The organism is Pseudomonas sp. B8(2017) (assembly GCF_002113575.1).
Taxonomy (GTDB): domain Bacteria; phylum Pseudomonadota; class Gammaproteobacteria; order Pseudomonadales; family Pseudomonadaceae; genus Aquipseudomonas; species Aquipseudomonas putida_Z.
On record NZ_NEIO01000008.1, the window covers coordinates 139,642 to 157,410 of the forward strand.

Annotated in this window: 11 protein-coding genes; 3 read left to right on the forward strand and 8 right to left on the reverse strand. The window is 64.7% G+C overall.

Translation table 11 applies throughout. The features are described 5' to 3' along the window. Positions 1–15: 15 nt before the first annotated feature. The 8 genes from CAG22_RS14385 to glgA form a co-directional block, all read right to left on the reverse strand. A complete protein-coding gene (locus CAG22_RS14385) occupies positions 16–1,092 on the reverse strand; it encodes an autotransporter outer membrane beta-barrel domain-containing protein (protein WP_085692357.1) in 1,077 nt (358 codons plus the stop codon). Between the two features lie 300 nt (positions 1,093–1,392). Beyond that, entirely contained in the window at positions 1,393–2,202 is an 810-nt protein-coding gene (locus CAG22_RS14390) for an endonuclease/exonuclease/phosphatase family protein (RefSeq protein ID WP_085692358.1), read from the reverse strand. A gap of 183 nt (positions 2,203–2,385) precedes the next feature. Next, positions 2,386–4,539 (reverse strand): glycogen debranching protein GlgX, encoded by a 2,154-nt coding sequence (gene glgX / locus CAG22_RS14395; RefSeq protein ID WP_085692359.1) that lies wholly within the window; start codon positions 4,537–4,539, stop codon positions 2,386–2,388. Between the two features lie 154 nt (positions 4,540–4,693). Further along, on the reverse strand, positions 4,694–4,978 hold the full coding sequence (locus tag CAG22_RS14400) for a DUF2934 domain-containing protein (RefSeq protein ID WP_085614864.1): 285 nt from the start codon (positions 4,976–4,978) through the stop codon (positions 4,694–4,696). Positions 4,979–4,992: 14 nt separating this feature from the next. Then, the gene (locus tag CAG22_RS14405; protein WP_085692360.1) at positions 4,993–7,767 is read right to left on the reverse strand and encodes a malto-oligosyltrehalose synthase; all 2,775 of its coding nucleotides are present in this window, start codon (positions 7,765–7,767) and stop codon (positions 4,993–4,995) included. After that, positions 7,764–9,833, reverse strand: coding sequence for a 4-alpha-glucanotransferase (malQ, locus tag CAG22_RS14410; protein WP_085705656.1), 2,070 nt, complete (start codon positions 9,831–9,833; stop codon positions 7,764–7,766). The genes CAG22_RS14405 and malQ overlap by 4 nt, the downstream gene beginning before the upstream one ends. Beyond that, positions 9,830–11,572: a malto-oligosyltrehalose trehalohydrolase gene (gene treZ, locus CAG22_RS14415; protein ID WP_085590530.1), complete on the reverse strand. Its 1,743-nt coding sequence runs from the start codon at positions 11,570–11,572 to the stop codon at positions 9,830–9,832. Before treZ ends, malQ begins: the two co-directional genes overlap by 4 nt. A 14-nt stretch (positions 11,573–11,586) precedes the next feature. Further along, on the reverse strand, positions 11,587–13,146 hold the full coding sequence (glgA, locus tag CAG22_RS14420) for a glycogen synthase GlgA (protein ID WP_075045668.1): 1,560 nt from the start codon (positions 13,144–13,146) through the stop codon (positions 11,587–11,589). Between the two features lie 900 nt (positions 13,147–14,046). On the opposite strand from glgA, the gene CAG22_RS14430 reads away from it, so the two are divergent. From CAG22_RS14430 to CAG22_RS14440, 3 genes are all read left to right on the forward strand, one after another. Then, positions 14,047–16,050: a type VI secretion system Vgr family protein gene (locus CAG22_RS14430; RefSeq protein WP_085705658.1), complete on the forward strand. Its 2,004-nt coding sequence runs from the start codon at positions 14,047–14,049 to the stop codon at positions 16,048–16,050. 66 nt (positions 16,051–16,116) lie between these two features. Next, positions 16,117–16,362, forward strand: a complete 246-nt coding sequence (locus CAG22_RS14435; RefSeq protein ID WP_085705659.1) for a hypothetical protein — start codon at positions 16,117–16,119, stop codon at positions 16,360–16,362. Beyond that, complete coding sequence (locus tag CAG22_RS14440; protein WP_170929304.1) at positions 16,359–17,762, forward strand: hypothetical protein; 1,404 nt, start codon at positions 16,359–16,361, stop codon at positions 17,760–17,762. Before CAG22_RS14435 ends, CAG22_RS14440 begins: the two co-directional genes overlap by 4 nt. The last annotated feature ends 7 nt before the right edge of the window (positions 17,763–17,769 follow it).

A 17,769-nucleotide genomic window follows, 5' to 3' on the forward strand; every position in this document is an offset into this window, starting at 1 on the left:
AAGGGCCGAACCTGCCTACCACCGCATCCGCACCCCTAGGCTTCCAATCAACCCATTCAGATCATTGTCGTCCACGTCACTGCTGTAATCGGCACTGACAAACAGCGCTACCGAGGGCGTCACCCGAGCCACCAGCCCCAACCCCAGTTCCACCGTGGTCGAGTAGCGCGAGCTGGAGATCTTGTCGACCTGGTCCAGTTTCACCTCATCGGCATTGCTGAAGTCATACCACACGTTGGTCCGCACATAGGGTTCGATCGGCATGCCGCGTACTTCATAACGCCCGGACAGCCTGGCGCCGACCCGGCCGCTCCAGCTCGGCTGGCTGTCGAAGGCCTGCAAAGTCTCTTCCTGCGCCCGGCTGCCAGGGAAGAACTGCTGGTTGATCAACTGCGCCTGCGGCTCGATCACCCAGCCGCCACCCAGGCCGATGGGGATGCCGCCTTCCAGCGAGAAGGTCATCGCGTGGCCGCTGTCATCCAGTCGCTGGCCGTTCTCGCCACGGCCATTGACGTCGATGCGCGAACCCATGGCCACGGCATCCAGGTGCCAGCCCTGTTCATGGGTCATGCTCCAGTAAACCCCCAGGCTTTCACCGCTGAGGTTCACGGCGTTGCGTTGCTTGTCGCCCAACAGCCGGCGCATGCCGTTGAAGCTGGTCTGCAGGTTGTTTTGCCCCACGAAGATCCCCGCGCGGTGCACATTGCCCGCTGCAGTTTCACGCACGAACAGGTCCGGGCCGATCGTCAGTTGCTGGCTGGGTGCCTCCAGCTGGTCCGGGGGCTGCGCGCCACCGCGCGTGGTGGTGGGGAAGAACTGCGCCCACTGGCTGGCGACCAGGTCCGGTGCAGCCTGCCCATGGCGCTCGCTCATCTTTTGCGAGAACGCATTCAAGGTACCGATACTCAAGCCACTGGCGCTGACCGGGTCGAGCGACAGCTGTGGTACTGCCGGTTGCTGCAGGAAACCGGGCGAGGCCGGGTCGTCCTGCAGTTCATACGCGATAGTTTCCACCGGGGTTGCCAGAAGCAGCGACGTGGAAACCGCGTAGAAAATGCTGTCGAAGCGCAAGAGGTTCGAGGTGCTTTTCATGGCGGATCTCCTTTGTTTTTGTGTTACAGCCCTAGGACCTGGCCTGTTGTCACGAGCTGTACGGCAAAAACAGTGGGCGACCCAAACCAGCACGCCAGGCTTTCGCCAGCGCGCACGAAGGCGCGAGCTAGAGGCCCGGCGCGAGATCTTTACTGCTTGATATGTTCAGCTAAGGAGAGGCCGCCGCTTGCGTCAAGAAAGTGTGAAGGAAGTGTTCAGGATCCGTGGTTTTGTTCAACGTGTTGAATCTTTTGATAAATCTGCGAGGTATAGCGGGGTTCGCTATTTGTCGTGGCGTGGCTATGAAGAATGATTGCTAAGCCTGACTTCGACCGACAACGGCAGGTGGTCCGACAGGTGCGACCAAGGTTTGTGCCCCAGAATCCGCGGCCCATGGCTTTCGGCGTTGCGCAGGTAGACGCGGTCCAGACGCAACAGCGGCAGCCGCGCAGGATAGGTGCGGGCCAGATGCCCATGGTGGCGCTCGAAGGCCTCGTGCAGGTCACGCTGCAGGCCCAGGGTACGGTTGCCGTGGGATTTCCAGTCGTTGAAATCGCCGGCGATGATCACCGGGGCATCGGCGGGCAAGGACTCGAGCAGCTTGCGCAGCAATTGCAGTTGTTTCTGGCGATGGCTTTCCAGTAACGACAGGTGCACGCAGATGGCATGCACCTGGTGCTGGCCGGGCACGTCGAGGATGCAGTGCAGCAGGCCACGTCGTTCGGGGCCGGTGATCGACACGTCGAGGTTGCGATGTTCGATGATCGGGTATTTGGACAGCAGCGCGTTGCCGTGGTGGCCGTCGGGGTAGACCGCGTTGCGGCCGTAGGCGAAGTCGCTCCACATGCTGTCGGCGAGGAACTCGTACTGAGAAGTCTGCGGCCAGCCGGGGTAGCGCGCGGCGTGGCGGTCGTGGCTGCCGAGCACTTCCTGAAGGAAGACGATGTCGGCCTGGGTGCTGCGCACCGCCTCGCGCAGTTCCGGCAGGATGAAGCGCCGGTTGAAGGCGGTGAAGCCCTTGTGGGTATTCACCGTCAGCACCTGCAGCCGCTTCACGGCCGGGGCCTGGTTGACACTGGCGAAACCTTTACTGCCGGCTTCGGGGTTCACGGTTACTCCTCAATGGCGGGTGCATGGGTGTTGTATGTCCCGGCCCTATCGCCGGCAAGCCGGCTCCCACACTTAACGCACAGGCCCGTCGGCCAGCGGATTACCTGTGGGAGCTGGCTTGCCGGCGATGAGGCCAGTACAGGCAACCGATACACAATGGGACCGACGATGGTCCCCCGGGGTTCACTCCTCATCACGCTGCAACACCATCAGCAGCAACGATCGCCCCTTCACCTCAAAGGTGCTGTCGAACTGCAGATGCTGCCCCTTGCGCAGCTCTGGCCGGTCGGTATCGACCAGGCAGCTCCAGTAATCCCCTTCGGGCACGGTCGGCAACTCGAACGGTACGATGTCGTGGTGGGCATTGACGATCAGCAATACGGTGGCCTCGGCGCCTGGCCTGGCAATGCCGCTGACCTGGGCACGGCCATCGATCAGCATGCCCAGGCAACGCCCGTGCGGGTCTTCCCATTGCTCCACGCTCATCTCGTTGCCATCCGGTGCCAGCCAGGTCACGTCCTTGACGCCGATCGCCTCATTGTAGTCGCCAACCAGGAAGCGCGAGCGGCGCAGTACCGGGTAGGCCAGGCGCAGGCGGGTCAGGCGCTTGACGAAAGCCAGCAGCTCTTTGCCCTCCTGGTCCAGGTCCCAGTTCACCCAGCCGATCTCGCTGTCCTGGCAATAGGCATTGTTGTTGCCGTGCTGGGTGCGGCTGAACTCGTCCCCAGCGACGATCATCGGCGTGCCCTGGGCCAGCAGCAGGGTTGCGAAATAGTTGCGCATCTGGCGCATGCGCAGGGCATTCACGGCCGGGTCGTCGGTTGGCCCCTCGACACCGCAGTTCCACGACAGGTTGTTATCGGTGCCGTCCTGGTTGTTCTCGTCGTTGTCTTCGTTGTGCTTGTGGTTGTACGACACCAGGTCGCGCAAGGTGAAACCGTCGTGGGCGGTGACGAAGTTGACCGAGGCATAGGGGCGCCGGCCACGGTTGTTGAACATGTCTCCCGAGGCGGTCATGCGCGAGGCAAAGTCGGCCAGTTGGCCTTCGTCGCCTTTCCAGAAGGCGCGCACGGTGTCGCGGAAGCGGTCGTTCCACTCTGCCCAGCCCGGGGCGAAGTTGCCCACCTGGTAGCCGCCCGGGCCGCAGTCCCAGGGCTCGGCAATCAGCTTCACCTGGCTCAGCATCGGGTCCTGGCGGCAGGCGACGAGGAAACCGTGGCGTTCGCTGTAGCCGTCGTGGTAGCGGCCAAGGATGGTCGCCAGGTCGAAGCGGAAGCCGTCCACGTGCATTTCGCCGGCCCAGTAGCGCAGCGAGTCGGTGACCAGCTGCAGCACGCAGGGGTGGCTCAGGTCCAGGGTGTTGCCGGTGCCGGAATCGTTGATGTAGTAACGCTTGTCGTCCGGCATCAGGCGGTAGTAGGAGGCGTTGTCGATACCGCGCATCGACAGCGTCGGGCCGCGCTCGTTGCCTTCGGCGGTGTGGTTGTAGACCACGTCGAGGATCACCTCCAGCCCGGCGTCGTGCAGGTGCGCGACCATTTCCTTGAATTCGGCGATCTTGCCGCTGGCCAGGTAGCGCGGGTGGGGGGCGAAGAAGGCGATGCTGTTGTAGCCCCAGTAGTTGTTCAGGCCCTTGTCCAGCAGGTGCTGGTCATTGACGAAGGCGTGAATCGGCAGCAGCTCGATGCTGGAAACGCCCAGCTCCTTGATGTGCTTGAGCAACTCGTCATTGGCCAGGCCGGCGAAGGTGCCGCGCAGTTCTTCCGGTACCGCCGGGTGGCGCATGCTGATGCCACGGGTGTGGGCCTCGTAGATGATCGTGCGCTCCCAGGGGATCAGCACGCGCTGGTCGCGGCCCCAGGTGAAGGCAGGGTCGATCACCTTGCACTTGGGCACGAACGGCGCGCTGTCGCGCTCGTCGAACGACAGGTCGCCATCGGGGTGGCCGATGGTGTAGCCGAACAGTGCTTCGGACCATTGCAGGCTGCCGACCAGTTGTTTGGCATACGGGTCGATCAGCAGTTTGTTGGGGTTGAAGCGGTGGCCGTTCACCGGCTCGTACGGGCCGTGCACGCGGTAGCCGTAGACCAGCCCTGGATGCGCGTCGGGCAAATAGCCGTGGTAGATCTCGTCGGTGTACTCGGGTAGCTCGATGCGTTCGATTTCGTGCTCGCCGGTGGAGTCGAACAGGCACAGCTCGACCTTGGTGGCGTTGGCCGAGAACAGGGCAAAGTTGACCCCAAGGCCATCCCAGGTGGCGCCGAGGGGGAAGGGCAGGCCCTCGCGGATACGCGACGGGGCGACCGAGCGGGTTTTCTTCGGGGTGCGGGGGCTCATGGCGGTCCTCTAGTGGCCGTGGTGAAGGGGAGGGTTGTGTAGTCCTGTCCTGGCTCTATCGCCGGCAAGCCAGCTCCCACAAGGTCTCCACAGGTCTCAAAACCGGCGCTGTACTTGTGGGAGCTGGCTTGCCGGCGATAGGGCCAGGACAGGCTTAACCGGCAGAAGGCTTTTTCACCGCCCGGGTCTTTTTCGCCACAGCCGGTTTAACCCCCGGCAGGGCGGCCACTTTGGGCTCGGCAGGCGCCTTCGGTTCAGCCGCTACCTTGGGCTTGGCCGGCGCCCGCTTGCGCGGCGCCGCCTTGGGTGCCAGCGCCTCGGCCTCGGCCAGCTTGCGCGCCATGTCCCAATGGCGGTCCTCCTGGCCGGCGGGCTTACCCTCGGACTCCCAGATCTGGTAGGCAAATTCGCGGATACGTTTTTCATCAACACTCATCATGACGCTCCCGATGCTCAAGATTGTTGTATCAGCAGGTTGACCGGAAACTCCGCCAGCACGGCGCTCAACATCAGCTCCTTGGAAGAGCTGACCGCAGCACTGGGGAAAAGTCCCGTCGAGTTGGCAGGCGACAAGGCAAACGGCAGGCTTACCCGGGTGTCGTCCCAGTTCTGTGCCGGGATCAGGGGTATCGATGCACCTGCCAGCAGGGTACTGGCCAGGCGTGGCGCGATGATGACGGCCCGTTCGCCTTCGCCAAGGCGTGCGAACGCCACCACCTTGTCGGCATGCCGGCCGTGCACGGTCAGCGGCAGGTAGGCGCCACGGCGGAACAGCTCTGCGTGGGCCTGGCGGCAGTCCAGCACCCGGGCGATCAGCGCCTGCTTGAGGCGGCCGTCGCGCCAGTGTTCCAGCAGCTCGGCTACCGGCGTTGCATCGTCCAGGGTACGACGCCGGCAGGCGTAGTCCACGGCGCGGCGGTTATCCGGGTCGACCAGGCTGAAATCCCAGTATTCGTTGCCCTGGTACAGGTCCGGTACGCCCGGCGTGGTCATGCGCAGCAGGGCCTGGACCAGGCCGTTGAGGGCACCGGGGCATGCCAGCAGGTGGGCGGCATCGGCCAGCGATTTGCGCAGCTGCTGGTTCTCGCCGTCCAGCAGCAGGCCGTCGATGTAGCCGGCACAGGCGTTTTCATATGCTTCGTTCGGCGCGCTCCAGCTGCTGCGCAGCTTGGCCTCGCGCAGGGCCTTCTGCTGCCACTGGCGGATGCGTTCGGCGTACTGGCCAAGGGCGTTGTCATCGTGCAGGTCGAGGTCCAGCGGCCAGCTGCCCAGCAAGGTCTGCAACAGCATCAGCTCGTCGCCGGGGCTGGGCGCCGGGCCGTCATCCAGTTGCGTGCGCAACGGCGTGGCCAGTTCGCGCCAGTGTTCCATGCGGCTGGCCAGCCACGGGCCGCGCTCGCTGAGCACGGCCAGGCGCGCACGGGTATCTTCGCCGCGCTTGTGGTCATGGGTGGCGCTGGCCAGCAGGTTGTCGGGGAAGTCGCGCAGGCGCCGCTGGGCCTCGTTGTGGAAGTGCTTGAGCGGGGCGCTGAAACGCTCGGCGTCGAAGCCCACATCGTTGCGCGACAGCAGCCGCGCGCTGCGGTAGAACGCGGTGTCTTCCACGGCCTTGGCGGCACTGGGCGCGGTCAGTTGCTGGAAGCGCACGCAGGCGTGGCGCAGCTGCTTGCGTGCCCGGCCTGCTGGCAGGCGGCGCCAGGCTTGCCCGCCCAGCCATTGTTGCAGGTGCTCGAGCAGCGGCCAGTCGGCTTCGCCCAGGTCCTGCCGGGCATTGGCCAGGGCCTGCTGGAAAAACCCTTCGTCTTCTGCCGGGCGCCCGCAGGCATTGAAGTAGGTGCGGTACACCGGGTAATGCGCCACCAGCGCCTGCAAGGCACGGCGGATCGCGCCCAGGGTCAGGTCGCGGGTCATCAGGTCGTTGCGCGCCACCTGCAACAGCGCCTGGGCCACCGACTCGCAGTCGCCGGCCAGGCTGGCATTGAGCACAAGGTGGCGGGCCTGACGCACTTCTTCGGGGAAGTCGGGGCGTTCGCTCACATTGGCCCACAGCTCGGTCAGCGCTGCTTCGCCCGCCGGGTCGTGCTGCAGCAGCGAAACCTGGTTCATGAATTCATAGCCGGTAGTGCCGTCGGTAAGCCAGTCGCGGTGCAGGTGCTCGTTGGCGCCGAGGATCTTCTCCACGTAGATCGGGAAATGCTCCAGGGCGGCGTTCAACGGCCGCCGTGCCAGCAGGCCATCGACCCGCCGGCGCAGCTTGCGGCAGTAGCCGCGCGGGTCTGCCAGGCCGTCGATATGGTCGATGCGCAGGCCGTCCACCAGGCCGCGCTCGATCAGTTCGAACAGCTTGGCGTGGGTGGCCTCGAACACCACCGCGCGTTCCACCCGCAGGCCGCCCAGCTCGTTGATGTCGAAGAAGCGCCGCCAGTTGATGTCGTCGGCGGCGGTACGCCAGCTGGCCAGGCGGTAGGTCTGGCGCTCCAGCAGCAGGTGCAGGCGCTTGAAGCCATTCTCGCTACGGCTGTCGAAAGCCACCAGGGCCGATTCGAGGTCGGCGCCTTCGCCTGCCAGGCGCGCCAGTTCGGCTTGCAGGGGCAGGGCGTCGGCCAGCGGCGTGGCCGATGCGTTCAACGCGGTGAAGCGTTCGGCCAGGGCCTTGAGCGCCGGCTCCGGGCTGAGGGCAAGAATCCAGCCATAGTCGACCGGGCAGATCGGGAAGCGGTGTTGGTAATGGGCGACCTGCAGCAGCCCATGGTGCTTGTCGAACTCAAGCGGTATCTCACCATTTTTCAGCGCCACGCCATAGTCGCTGGCGAGGAACGGCAGCAGCAGCTGACCGGCCAGCAGCGGGTCGCTGGAGTGCCACTGGATGTCGAAGAATTCTGCATAGGGGCTGCGCCGACCCCAGGCCAGCAGGCTCTGCCACCAGGGGTTGTCGGCACCGCCCACGGCCATGTGGTTGGACACCGTGTCGAGGATCAGCCCCATGCCGTGCTGGCGCAGGGCGGCAACCAGCCGTTGCAGCGCCGCTTCGCCACCCAGCTCGGGGTTGACGCAGGTCGGGTCGACCACGTCGTAGCCGTGGCGCGAGCCGGCGCGGGCCTTGAGGATGGGCGAGGCATACAGGTGGCTGATACCCAACTGGGCGAAGTACGGCACCAGCGGCACGGCGTGATCGAGGGTGAAATCACTGTGAAACTGCAGGCGCAGGGTCGCGGTCAGCGCTTTCATCGGTCACGCTCCCAGGCTTGTTCGCGGGCCTGGGCCAGCAGTTCCAGGCGCCGTGCGGCGTCTTCGTCGTCGAGCAGTTCACGTACCGGCCGGGTGAAGCGTCGGCGCCAGTTGGGGTGGCCGGCGGTGGTGCCCGGCAGATTGGGTTGCTCGTCGCAACCCAGCAGGTCTTCCAGCGGCACCAGCACCAGCGGTGCGCGGGTGTGGCCAACGTAGCGGATGGCGGCGTCGATCAGCGCGTCGTTGTCCGGCAGCGTGCCGTAATTGGCCTCCAGGGTGCGGCGCAGGCCGTCGTGCTCCTTCTGCCGCTCGTGGCGCCAGTGCAGTTCGGTGGCAGCATCGATCAGTTGCAGGCGGTGGCTCCAGTCGATGTCGCGGTTTTCCAGCCAGCCGGCCAGCGGCGCCAGGTCGTGGGTGCCGGTGGTGGCCAGGGCGTTGTCCGGCCAGTCGAGAATCGGCTTGAAATGGCCGGGCTGGGTCTGCTCGAAGGGCAGCACACGCATGCCCAGCACGGCCTTTGCCGCCAGTTGCTCGCGCAGGCCGTCCGGCACGGTGCCCAGGTCTTCGCCGAGGATGATTGCCTGGTGGCGCACCGACTCCAGCGCCAGCAGGCGCAGCAGGTCGTCCAGCGGGTAGTTGAGGTAGGCGCCTTCGCTGGGCTTGGCTCCCTGCGGGATCAGCCACAGCCGGCGCAGGCCCATGACATGGTCGATGCGCAGGCCGCCGGCGTGGGCGAGGTTGGCCCGCAGCATTTCGATGAAAGCGCGGTAGCCGTTGCGCTTGAGGCCTTCGGGCGAGAAGGCGCAGATGCCCCAGTCCTGGCCAGCACGGCTGAGGATGTCGGGCGGTGCGCCTACCTTCAGGCCTGCCAGCAGCTCGTCCTGGCGGCTCCAGGCCTGGCTGCCGGCACCGTCGGCGCCCACCGCCAGGTCAGCGATCAGCCCGACCGCCATGCCGTTGCCGCGCGCTGCTTCCTGGGCGCGTTGCAGGCCTCGTTCGGTCAGCCATTGGCAAAAGGCATGGAACTCGACCTTGGCCGGGTAGGCGTTGGCGAACGCCTCCACTTCCGGGTGGTACGGGTCGTGCCAGGCCTTGGGCCAGTGGCGCCAGTCGGCGCCCAGGCCATGCTCCACGGCCTGGGCCTGCAGCACCTCGAAGCGGCAATGGTGCTCCAGGGCCTGGCCACCGGCTTCGCGGAAGCTGTCGAAATCCTTGCGCAGCGGGTGGTCGCCCTGGCTGAAGCCCTGGTACAGGGCTTCGAGCAGGCGCAGGCGGGCGCTGGCGGCACGCGGCCAGTCAACCAGCGGGCCTTGCTCCAGGTCTTCCAGCTGTTGCTCCAGGCCACAGGCTTCGATGGCCACGCGCACCTCCCGCTCGCCCAGCAGCGCGGCAGGGCTGGCGTAAAGGGTGTTGAGCAACAGGCGGCTGGAGGGCGAGTAGGGGCTGTAGTGCGTCTGGTCGATGGCCGACAAGGCGTGGATCGGGCTGATGGCCAAGGCATCGGCACCGCGCTCGGCGGCCGCGCGGGCCAGTTGTTCCAGGGCCAGGCAGTCGCCGTAGCCGCCATCGCCGGGGCGGCGCAAGCTGTACAGCTGCACCGCCAGGCCCCAGCAGCGCGGTGGCGGCTGCTGCACGCGGTCTTCAAGGCTGTGGCAGCGTGGCGGGGCCACAGCCACGGTGAAGCGGCGGCTGTCGATTTCCACCTGGTGGTAGCCGATGGGCAGCGCTCCGGGCAGGCGGGCCTGGTCGTCAAGGCTGAGGGTGAGGGCGCTGTGGTCCTCCAAGGTGCAGTGCGCGACGCTGGCGGCGCTGAAGTAGCGCGCCAGTGCCAGTGGCTGGCCGAGGTCGGCGGTCAGCAGCGGCGGCAGGTGCTCACTGTCTTCGGCAGCGTCCACGGCGCGCAGGCTGGCGGCAATGGCGGCGTCATCGCTGGCCGGGTGGCCAAGGCCTTCAAGGATGTTGCGCAGTACCTCGTCGCTGACACGCTGGGGCCGGGCATTGGCGTCGATCCAGTCGCGGCTCAGCCCGACGCGGGTCGCCAGGCGGTGCAGGGCGGTTTCGCTCATGGGCGCTCCAGGGCAGGGGGAAGCAGGCTGACCACGCAGCTGTAGGCGGCCAGGTGGGTATCGGGGTGCCGGGTGTCGCTGCTGTCGAACAGGCGGTTGGCCGGCGCGGGCAACTCGACCCCCTGTGGGGTGGCGGCCAGGTTCAGGTCGATGCGCAGGGTGGTGCCATTGCCCAGGCACCAGCGTGCGGTCAGGGCCTTGTCGCCGTGTACTTCGGCGCCCAGCGCGCGGCTGCCGGGCAGGTGCGGGATCACATGGCGGCGGCGCAGTTCGAGCAGGTGCTGGTACAGGCCGTGCCAGCCGGCGATCACTTCCTTGCCTTGCGGGCGGGAGGCCTCGAAGGTCTGTTCGGCGTTGGGGTCGGGGATGCTTTGGCGTTGCTCGGGGTCGGCGAAGGCGGCGAAATGGGCGAACTCGCCGCGCCGGCCTTCGCGCACGGCGTCGGCCAGTTGGTCATGGAAGTCGGTGAAGAACAGGAACGGCCGGCAGCTGCCATCGTCATCGCCCATGAACAGCAGAGGGATCATCGGTGCCAGCAGCAACAGCCCGGTGGCCGCCCGCAGCGCCTGCGGTGGGCACAGGCGGGTCAGGCGCTCGCCCAGGGCACGGTTGCCGACCTGGTCATGGTTCTGCAGAAACAGCACGAAGGCGCTGGGTGGCAAGTGCGCGCTGGGCTCGCCGCGGGGCGTGCCATGGCGGTTGGCCTGGCCCTGGAACACGAAACCTTCGGCAAGGCAGCGGGCCAGCTGGTCGATGGGGCGCTGCTGGTAGTCGGCGTAGTAGCCTTCAGTTTCGCCGGTGAGCAGCACATGCAGGGCATTGTGGCCGTCGTCGTTCCACTGGGCGTCGAAGCCTTGCTCCAGCAGGAAGGCCTGGTTGTGCTCGTTCTCCAGTACCAGCCATACGTGGCGGCCGGGTTCCACCGCCGCACGTACCCTTTGCGCCAGCTCGACCAGGAAGTCGGGCTGGTCGATGGCGTGCACGGCATCCAGGCGCAGGCCGTCACAGCGGTAGTCGCACAACCACATCAGGGCGTTCTGGATGAAGTACTCGCGCACCTGCGGGCGACGGAAGTCGATGGCTGCGCCCCAGGGGGTCTGCCGGTCTTCGCGGAAGAACGGGCTGGCGTACTGGTGCAGGTAATTGCCGTCGGGGCCGAAGTGGTTGTACACCACATCGACCAGCACCATCAGCCCGTGGCCATGTGCCTGGTCGACCAGCGCACACAGCTGCTCGGGGCTGCCATAGGTGTTTTGCGGCGCATAGGGCAGCACGCCGTCGTAACCCCAGTTGCGCTCGCCAGGGAACTGCCCCAGCGGCATCAGCTCGACGGCGCTGATGCCCAGCTCGGCCAGGCGCGGCAGTTGCCGGGCGACCCCGGCGTAGCCGTCGAGCAGGCCGACATGCAGCTCCTGGATGACCGCTTCGTGCCAGGGCCGGCCTTGCCAGGGGTGTTGCCAGGCATAGCTGGCCACATCCACTACCTGGCTCGGCCCCTGCACGCCATCGGGCTGGTAGCGCGAGGCCGGGTCGGCCACCTGCAGTGCACCATCGATACGGTAGTGGTAACGGTCACCGGCCTGGCACGGGGCCACGCCGGTGAACCAGCCATCATCGTCGGGCAACAGCTCGATGGCCGGCTGTTGCTCCAGTTCCACGCTCACGCTGCGCGCATCCGGGGCCCAGAGGGCGAAGCGCGCCGACGTGGCGTCCAGCAGGTGTGCGCCATGTCTGTGCATCTTCGATTCCCCGTTCAATAGTGGCTGTGCTGTGCCTGCTTGACCAGGTCTTCGTACAGGCGTGCGTAGGGTTCCACGGCCTGGCACCAGTTGAACGGTTGGGTCATCGACAGGCAGCGCATGGCGTTCAGCAGGTCCTTCTTGCCATATACATAGAAGGCGCGGCTGAGTGCCTGGCGATAGCTCTCGACGGTGGACTCGTTGAACAGGAAGCCGGTGACGCCGCACTCGATGGTGTCGGCCAGGCCGCCAGTGTTGCGCGCCACCGGCAGCGAGCCGAAACGCTGCGCGTACATCTGGCTGAGGCCGCATGGCTCGTAGCGTGACGGCATCAGCAGGAAGTCGCTGCCGGCGAACATGCGCCGGGCATCGGTCTCGTTGAAGCCAATGCGTACGCCGATACGGCCCGGGTGGCGTAGCGCCAGTTCGCGCATGGCCTGCTCTTCTTCCGGCTCGCCACGGCCGATGATCGCGATCTGCCCGCCTTGCTCGACGATGTAGTCGGCCACACCCAGGGTCAGGTCCAGGCCTTTCTGGTAGACCAGGCGCGAAACCACGGCGAACAGCGGGCCTTCGGAGGGCTGCAGTTTGAACAGCTCGCGCACTTCCTGGGCATTGCGCGCCTTGCCTTCCCAGTCGTTGATGCTGAAGTTGTGCTGCAGGTGCTTGTCGGTGGCCGAGTCCCAGCTTTCGTCAATGCCGTTGGGAATGCCCCCGAGCAGGCCTTGCTGGGCCTTGCTGGCGAGGAAGCCGTCCAGGCCGCAGCCGAATTCCGGGGTGGTGATTTCCCGGGCATAGGTGGCGCTGACCGTGGTGATGTGGCTGGCGTAGGCCAGGCCGGCCTTGAGGAACGACAGCTTGCCGTAGAACTCCATGCCTTCCTGCTGCATGGCATGTTCGGGGATTGCCAGCTCCGGGCTGCAGCCGCGGCTGTACACGCCCTGGTAGGCCAGGTTGTGGATGGTGAACAGGGTTGGCGTACTCAGCCCGCGCCAGTGCATGTAGGCCGGAGCCAGGCCGGCGGGCCAGTCGTGGGCGTGCACCACTTCGGGCTTCCAGTGGATCCTGCCTTCGCCGGCGGCGATTTCGGCGGCGGCCAGGCCCAGGCGGGCGAAGCGGATGTGGTTGTCGGGCCAGTCGCGGCCGTTGTTGGCGCCATAGGGGGTGCCGTCGCGCTGGTACAGTTCGGGGCAGATCAGCACATAGATGACAAGGCCGTCGGCCATGTCCATGCGCCCGATCTTGCAAGGTGGCAGGGCGGCGTGGCCACCCAGTTCACCGACGATGTGGATGGGGTTGTCGCTTTCCATCACCTGGCGGTAGCCGGGGATCAGCACCCGCACATCGTGCAGGTGCGCCAGGGCCCGGGGCAGGGCTGCAGACACGTCACCCAGGCCACCGGTTTTCACCAGGTCGGCGATTTCCGAGGTCACGAACAAAATCTTGCGCTTGTTGCGGTTGTGCTGGCGCTGGGCGCCGGGTGCCTTGCCTGTCGTGGCGAAGTCCGGGGTGAGCGGTTCGCGGTTGTCCGGGTTGAATGAATCTACGTGAGGCTCGACAGCGGCACTGATCATACTTCTCTCCGTCCCTATGCTTGGTCGGGTGCTGGCACCCGTGGCGATGTTTCGTGTTGGTTCTCTCTGATTCTGGATTCTGCGTAGTGCGTTCCATGCCCCAGGGGCGTGCGCGCAGGCACGGCGCGATCGGCATTCCGGCCGAAGGCGATTGGGCTGGTTGGGGTGTGTGGGCCGATGCTGGGAAGTCCCTTTGCGTTTGGCCTACTTAGTTCCTGACCTGCCCGCGTTCCGGAAAGTTCGACTTTTTTTCGTCACTCTTCCGTTGAGCAAATGGCGGGCCGAAACCCGAGTGTAGGAGAGAAAGAGATAAAAAGGTGACCCGCTGGTCACTATTGTCACGCCGCGGAGTAGACGCAAACGTTGGCGGTTGTGACCGGATGTGACGATAGGGCTGGCGCGGTGGATGAGGGGCAGACGGCATGCCCCAATTCCTGCCAGTCATGCACCTTTTTGGTGCGCTTGAGGGGTGCCAAGGTCATCGCCCTCCAACAGAATGGTGCATTTCGGAATCCAAGTGATTTCAGGATGAATGAAAGGGGCTGTTTCGCGAACTTTTCAGTAACTGTCTTTATTGTTTTCCTGGCTTGAATTTTTGGTGTTTCAGTGAGCGGACTCGCGCGCGCAAAAGTTTGTAAGTTGATGCTTTAGGAAATTTCCTACGAAATCGTCAATACATGAAACCCATCGTTCCTGTCATGCCGGGGCGGTACGGTTTAAGTTGCTCTTCAGTCACTGCCTCATCCTCACTGTCGTCATCGGTCAAGTCCGCCAATGCCACGGATCTAGCCGGCTTGAACGTTGGCGACGGGCAATTTTCATTCGACGTACTCATCTTGAAGAAAGCCAGGATGTGGTTGTTTTTTTCGCCGGTAAACATGATGGCGGGTAGAGCAACTCATGAAACAGTCGGACTTTCGTTTCGGATTTCAGGCGCTCGCCGGGCGCACGGAGTTCGAAGTGGTTTCATTCAAGCTGGAAGAGGCTATCAGCCAGCCATTTGTGCTGAGCCTTGAACTTGTCAGCTACGACAGTGATGTCGACTTCGGCCAGGTGCTCGACAAGCCTGCGCTATTCACCCTTTATTGCGCAGACCAGCCACTGCGTCATGTGCATGGCTTGGTCAGTGCCTTCAGCCAAGGTGAAACCGGCTTCTGTCGCACGCGCTACCACGCTGTGGTCGAGCCGCAACTGGCCCGCGCCCGCTTGCGTTCGAACTGGCGCATCTTCCAGCAGAAAACCGTGCCGCAGATTCTTGAACTGATGTTCAAGCGTCAGGGCATTGCCCGGTTTGAGCTCAATAGCAGCGCCGAGCACCAGGTGCGTGAGTTTTGTGTCCAGGCGGGGGAAACCGACCTCGACTTCATCCATCGCCTTGCCGCTGAAGAGGGCTTCGTCTACCGCTTTGCGCACTGCGCCAGGCACCACACGCTGATCGTTACCGATCGCCTGCTATCGCTTGGGTTGCTCAGCCGGGGCACGCTAAAGCCCGTAGATGATGAGGCGCTTTGGCTGGATGAAGATGATCTCGGCCCCGACAAGGTGCTGTACCACGCCAGTAGCGGTGGCGACCAGGCCCGTGCTTGCCTGCGGCGTTTGCGCTACTGCGAGCAGGTGCGTACTGCGCAGCAGGTGCAGCGCGACTACACCTTCACCAATCCGGCCTATCGCCAGGAGCACAAGGCTCAGGCCAGCGGAATCACGCACCAGTCGCTGGACTACGAGTTTTTTGATTACCCGGGCCGCTACAAGCGCGATGCGGTCGGCAAGCCCTTCACTGAAACGCGGCTGACGGCCCTGCGCCATGACGCCCGCCTGGCCGAAGTACAGGGCGATGACGTGCGCCTGCAGCCAGGCCTGAGCTTCACCCTCGTCGGCCACCCGCGCGAAGACCTAAATGTGCACTGGCGCGTGATCAGCCTGTGCCACGAAGGTACGCAGTTCACCAGCCTGCAGGAAGAAGCCGCCGGCGCCGAACAAGGTACCTGCTATGTGAACGATGCGCTGCTGGTGCAAGGCATGGCCGAATGGCGCCCGGCACCCTTGGCCAAGCCTCGCATCGATGGCCCGCACATGGCCACCGTGGTCGGCCCGCCGGGCGAAGAGATTTTTTGCGACCAGTGGGGGCGGGTCAAGGTCAGCTTCCCCTGGGACCGTGAAAGCAGCAACAACGAATTCAGTTCCTGCTGGGTGCGGGTGTCGCAAGGCTGGGCCGGTGGCAGCTGGGGTTCGATGGCCATTCCGCGTGTTGGCCAGGATGTGATTGTCCAGTACGTCAATGGCGACCCTGACCAGCCGATGATCACCGGGCGCACCTACTGCGGTGACCAGCTGCCGCCTTACGACCTGCCCGAACACAAGACCCGCATGACCATCAAGAGCCAGACTCATAAAGGCGATGGCTTCAACGAGTTGCGCTTCGAGGACGAACTGGGGCGGCAGGAAGTATTCATTCATGCCGAGCGCGACCAGAACAACGTCGTGAAACACAACGAAACCACGCTCATCGGCAATGATCGAAGCGAGCGCGTCGAGCATGACGAAGTGGTGCACATAGGTGGCAACCGCAGTGTCAAGGTCGGCGCCAGCAAGAGCGAAACGGTCGCCCTTGGCAAAGTCGAAAGCATAGGCCTGGGCAAGTCGTTGGCCGTTGGCGGGGCGTTGAGCGTGATGGTTGGCCTCGAGGCCAGCGAGCAGGTCACGCAGGACAAGCGTGTGCAGGTCGGCGGGCAACTGCGGGTCGATGCCAATGACGATGTGTCGATCACCAGCCATCACGGCCATGTGCACATCGATAGCCGAACGTCGCTGACCCTGAGTTGCGGCGGGGCCTTCATCAAGCTGGGTGATGGCCGCATCGAAATCGGTTGCCCCGAGCCTCTGCTGTTGCATGCCATCGCCTAGGTAAAGGCGCCTGCACGTTACGGTGAGCCGCCTGCACCGTCGCAGGAGGAAATCGAGTTTCGCCTGGTGCATGCCGACGGTACGCCGATTGCGGGCACGGCCTACGTGGCGACGTTGTCCGATGGCACCCAGCGCCAGGGTATGGTCGACCAGAACGGCTATGCCCGCCTGGCTGGCGTTACCCCCGGTTGCAGCGCCCAGGTGCGCTACGAGGTTGGCCAAGGCTCGCTGCAGCTGACGACCGCAATCGAGCCGGATGCTGCCTTGCAGGCATTGCTTGCCGGCTGCACCTCGGCAGGTGGCCAGTCATGAACTCCGCTGCTGACTGGCTGGATGAAGCGGTGGAAAGGGTGGCAGGCGGCTTTGGCTGGCTGCGTGACCTGGTGCTGGGCGAGTTTGCCGAGGAACGGCCACTGAGCGTGGTCATTGCCGACATGCTGCTGTCGTTGGTGCCTGGGGTGGTGATCGTGCTCAGCGCCCGTGACCTGGCCGCAGTGTGCCTGCGCTTGGGCAAGCGCTACACGGCGGATGACAGCCAGGCAACGGCGCAGCCGCCACAGTGGCAGGAGTGGGTGCTACTGGTTGCCTGCCTGATTACCTTGATCGCGCCGATCATCGGTGCCGTGGTGGGGGCGGTGGGTACCCCCGTGGGCTCGGTGGCAGGTGCATTGGTCGGCCAGGAAGCGGCAGCGTTTCTGCGAGGTTTGTGCCTGCTGCTTATCCGTGAAAGCCAGATCATCTTGCGGACCGTGGTTGCGTTTCTTGGCAAGTTCACCCGCGGCAGCGTGGAGTTCTGGCTGCGCCAGGTCAGGTTCACGAGCTATGAAAAGGATTTGCTGGCCTATCTGAACCAGTTCTTGACCAAGGTCATCGCGGCAACGGCAAAGCTTCGCAGCTACCTGGGCAACTGGCCCTTCAACCAGGCGGCCGCGCACCTGTTGGTGCGGCTGCAGGCCATGGAAGCCCAGTTCTACGCGGTGCAGGTGCATGCAGTGCGGGAAATCCCACGGGCGCTGATGCAACTCGACGCCAGGCTGGCCAAGGTGCTGGAACAGGCCAGCGATCTGCCCGCGCAGGTTGCGCAGGCCGGGGTGCATGCGCCTAAGCCGGTGCCCATGGCGATGAGTGGTGGGCGGGTGACTTCTGGCATTGGCATGCGTCCGCGTTACCTCGAGCGCCCCGAAGGTGCGCTCGGCCCGCCAGTGCCCACCTCTGCAGCAGCTGCCACGCATGGCGCCAATGTGCACGTGTTCGATCATTCCACGGCGACCCGGGCGCAGAAGGGCATTTATGGGGAGGTGGTCAGTGATCAGTACATGCTCGGCAAAGGCCATGAGAACCTGCTGTCGGCCGCTCGTGGGCCTCGCAACCTGCAAATGAAACCCACCGGGCGCGGGCTGGATGGCGTCTATCGTAATGCCCATCCACCGCCGCCGTTCATCATTACCGAGACCAAGTATCGAACGGGGGGCGCGTTTTCGCCGGGTAGTTTGCCGGTTACAAAGGGGAGTAAGGGGTTTCCGAGCGCCAGGCAGATGAGTGATGCGTGGATTCGTCCAAGGCTTTCCGAAAGTTTGGGGAAAGAACAGGCAATGAGTATTCGCTCGGCTGGATATGAGCGTTGGTTGATAACCGTAGATGAGAAGGGTGCTGTAACCCAGATAGTCAGGGTTGATGGGCATGCGAGATCTATAGGTGATGTAATTCAGTAGGGTCTGA